General features: G+C 68.8%; 4 protein-coding genes. 1 reads left to right on the forward strand and 3 read right to left on the reverse strand.

Features of this window, described 5'->3' with window-relative positions; genetic code table 11:
- A partial coding sequence (locus ABNT58_RS25930; RefSeq protein ID WP_348756265.1) for a YgiQ family radical SAM protein occupies positions 1-2,256 on the forward strand: 2,256 nt, incomplete at its 5' end.
- A gap of 30 nt (positions 2,257-2,286) precedes the next feature.
- Here the strand turns inward: ABNT58_RS25930 and ABNT58_RS25935 are convergent.
- The 3 genes from ABNT58_RS25935 to ABNT58_RS25945 form a co-directional block, all read right to left on the reverse strand.
- A complete protein-coding gene (locus ABNT58_RS25935; protein WP_348756266.1) occupies positions 2,287-2,583 on the reverse strand; it encodes a BrnA antitoxin family protein in 297 nt (98 codons plus the stop codon).
- Entirely contained in the window at positions 2,564-2,836 is a 273-nt protein-coding gene (locus ABNT58_RS25940) for a BrnT family toxin (RefSeq protein ID WP_348756267.1), read from the reverse strand. The genes ABNT58_RS25935 and ABNT58_RS25940 overlap by 20 nt, the downstream gene beginning before the upstream one ends.
- A gap of 27 nt (positions 2,837-2,863) precedes the next feature.
- Positions 2,864-3,386 (reverse strand): pyridoxal-phosphate dependent enzyme (locus tag ABNT58_RS25945; protein WP_348756268.1); only part of this gene is annotated, 523 nt, incomplete at its 5' end.

Consider the following 3,386-nt stretch of genomic DNA (forward strand, 5'->3'; position numbering starts at 1 on the left):
CGGGTGGGCATCATCGCCCAGCCCGACTGGCACAGCGCGGACGCGTTCAAGGCGCTGGGCAAGCCGCGCCTGTTCTTCGGCGTGGCGGCCGGCAACATGGATTCGATGATCAACCACTACACGGCTGACCGGAAGATCCGCAGCGACGATGCCTACACGCCGGGCGGCGTGGCCGGCAAGCGGCCCGACCGTGCCACGCTGGTGTACACCCAGCGCTGCCAGGAAGCCTACAAGGACGTGCCGGTGATCATCGGCGGCATCGAGGCCAGCCTGCGCCGCATCGCCCACTACGACTACTGGCAGGACAAGGTGCGCCGCTCGGTGCTGGTGGACAGCAAGGCCGACCTGCTGCTGTACGGCAATGCCGAGCGCGCCATCATCGAGGTGGCCCACCGGCTGGCCCAGCGCCAGCCGATCGAGCAGATCACCGACGTGCGCGGCACCGCCTTCATCCGCCGCGCGGGTGATCCGTCGGCGGCTGGCTGGTTCGAGCTCGATTCCACCGAGGTCGATCGACCGGGCCGGGTGGACGAGCACATCAACCCCTACCAGACCACCAGCGAGCAGGCGCAGGCCCAGGGCAGCACCTGCGCCAAGGAAGACGGCGGCGAGCCGCCCGTGCCGGCCGCGGTGCAGCCGATCAAGATCGTGCCGCGCAGCCGGGTGGTGATGCCGCCGCGCGATCGCACCGTGATCCGCCTGCCGGCCTATGAGCAGGTCAAGAGCGACCCGGTGCTGTACGCCCATGCCAACCGCGTGCTGCACCTGGAAACCAATCCCGGCAATGCCCGCGCGCTGGTGCAGCGCCACGGCGAGGGCCATACCGCGCGCGACGTGTGGATCAACCCGCCGCCGGTGCCGCTGGCCACCACCGAGATGGACCATGTGTTCGACCTGCCGTATGCGCGGGCGCCGCATCCGTCGTACGCCGACGCCAAGGGCGGCCACGACGGCGAGACCAAGATCCCGGCCTGGGAGATGATCCGCTTCAGCGTGAACATCATGCGCGGCTGCTTCGGCGGCTGCACCTTCTGCTCGATCACCGAGCACGAGGGCCGCATCATCCAGAGCCGCAGCGAAGACTCCATCATTCGCGAGATCGAGGAGATCCGCGACAAGGTCAAGGGCTTCACCGGCATCATCAGCGACCTGGGCGGCCCCACGGCCAACATGTACCGCATCGGCTGCAAGAGCCGCGAGATCGAGGCCGCCTGCCGCAAGCCCAGCTGCGTGTACCCGGGCATCTGCCCCAACCTGGACACCGACCACGGCCCGCTGATCCAGATCTACCGCCGCGCGCGCGGGCTCAAGGGCATCAAGAAGATCTTGATCGGATCGGGCCTGCGCTACGACCTGGCGGTGAAGTCGCCCGAGTACGTGAAGGAGCTGGTGCAGCACCACGTCGGCGGCTATCTGAAGATTGCGCCCGAGCACACCGAGGGCGGCCCACTGTCCAAGATGATGAAGCCGGGCATCGGCACCTACGACCGCTTCAAGCAGCTGTTCGAGAAGTTCAGCGCCGAGGCGGGCAAGCAGCAGTTCCTCATCCCGTACTTCATCGCCGCCCACCCGGGCACCAGCGACGAGGACATGATGAACCTGGCGTTGTGGCTCAAGCGCAATGGCTTCCGCGCCGACCAGGTGCAAACCTTCTACCCCAGCCCGATGGCCACGGCCACGGCCATGTACCACTCGGGCATGAACCCGCTCAAGGGCATCAGCCGCGACGAGACGCGGGCCGAGCGGGTGGACATCGTGCGCGGCGAGCGCCGCCGCCGGCTGCACAAGGCCTTTCTGCGCTACCACGACGCCAACAACTGGCCGCTGCTGCGCGAGGCGCTCAAGGCCATGGGCCGCGCCGACCTGATCGGCAACGGCAAGCACCACCTGATCCCGACCTTCCAGCCGACCACCGACGGCAGCTACCAGAGCGCACGCCGCAAGAACTCGACGCCCGCGCCTGCCAAGTCGGCGCGCCCGGTGGCCGGCCGGCTGCTGACCCAGCACACCGGCCTGCCGCCACGCGACAACGGCAGCCGCCCCGCGGCGCCGGGGCCGCGGCCGGCCGGCAAGCCCAGCCACACCGCGGGAAGCAGGACTGCGCAAAGCGCAGGAAGCAAGACTGCGCAGAGCGCAGGGGGCAAACCCCTGCGCACCAGCCTCAGCGGCACCGCCGGCCCGCGCGCCCAGGGCGCAGGCCAGCCGGCGGCCAAGGGCCCGCTGCGCGGGGCGGTGAAGGGCAAGGGCAGGGGGTAAGCCGCCTACACCATGCCGCAAGCAAGGGTGTCACACGGGATGGCTGCGCAGCCACTCCCGCAGCACCTGGTTCAAACGGGTCTGCCAGCCGGCGCCGGTGCTGCGGAAAGCACGAACGACGTCCGCGTCCAGGCGCAGGTTGACATGCTCTTTGGGCTCGGCGAGCGGCGGGCGACCGCGCTTGGGCGCCACCAGCTCAGCCGCTGCTTCCTGCCCCATCAGGTGAGACAGCACATCAGCGGCTGGGCGCGCCTGCGCGAACCACGCGTCGGTGGCTTCCGGTGCGTCATCGTCCAGGCGCTCGGGATCAGGCTTTCGCGTGGGCATATCGCGTCCTTTCACGGCGGTTGCAGCGACGCAGGCTGATGACATGCAGGCTGTCTCCACGGGGGGTGAACACCAGCATGTGCAGGTGCTCACCGATCCGCCCGAGTGCCTGAAAGCGTCGCTCGGGGTACATCTTCCGGGTGTCTTCAGCGATCAAGGCACTTGACCAGTCGAACTCCACAACCAGGGTGAAGGGCAGGCCGCGTTCAACGACGTTGCGCTCGCTTTTGGCAGGGTCGAAGGTGAAGCGCACTCACTTATCGTACCCACAAAAAATAGATCAGTCCACCTGCTCCTGCCCCGTCATCAGCGCCACGAAGCGGTCGATGCCGATGTTGCCGCCCGACAGCGTGACACCCACGCGGCGGCCGGCGAAGCGTTGGCGGTGGTGCATCAGCGCGGCCAGGGCGCAGGCGCCGGAGGGCTCGACCACCAGCTTCAGGCGCTCGAAGACGAAGCGCATCGCTTCCACCACCACCGGGTCGGAGACGGTCAGCACGTCGGTCACCAGCGCCTGGATGACCTCGAAGGTGTGCACGCCCACGGCCTGCGTCTGCTGGCCGTCGCAGATGGTGCGCGGTACGTCGATGCTGACGATGCGGCCTTCGCGCAGCGACTGCTGCATGTCGTTGCCGCGCTCCGGCTCGGCACCGAAGACCTGGATGTCGGGCAGCAGGTGCTTGGCCGCCACGGTGCAGCCCGACAGGAAGCCGCCGCCGCCGGCGCACACGATCAGCGCGTCCAGCTCGCCCGCGTCCTCGATCAGCTCCAGCGCCGCCGTGCCCTGGCCGGCCATCACCGGC

It is taken from the genome of uncultured Aquincola sp. (assembly GCF_964001545.1).
Lineage (GTDB): Bacteria > Pseudomonadota > Gammaproteobacteria > Burkholderiales > Burkholderiaceae_C > Aquincola.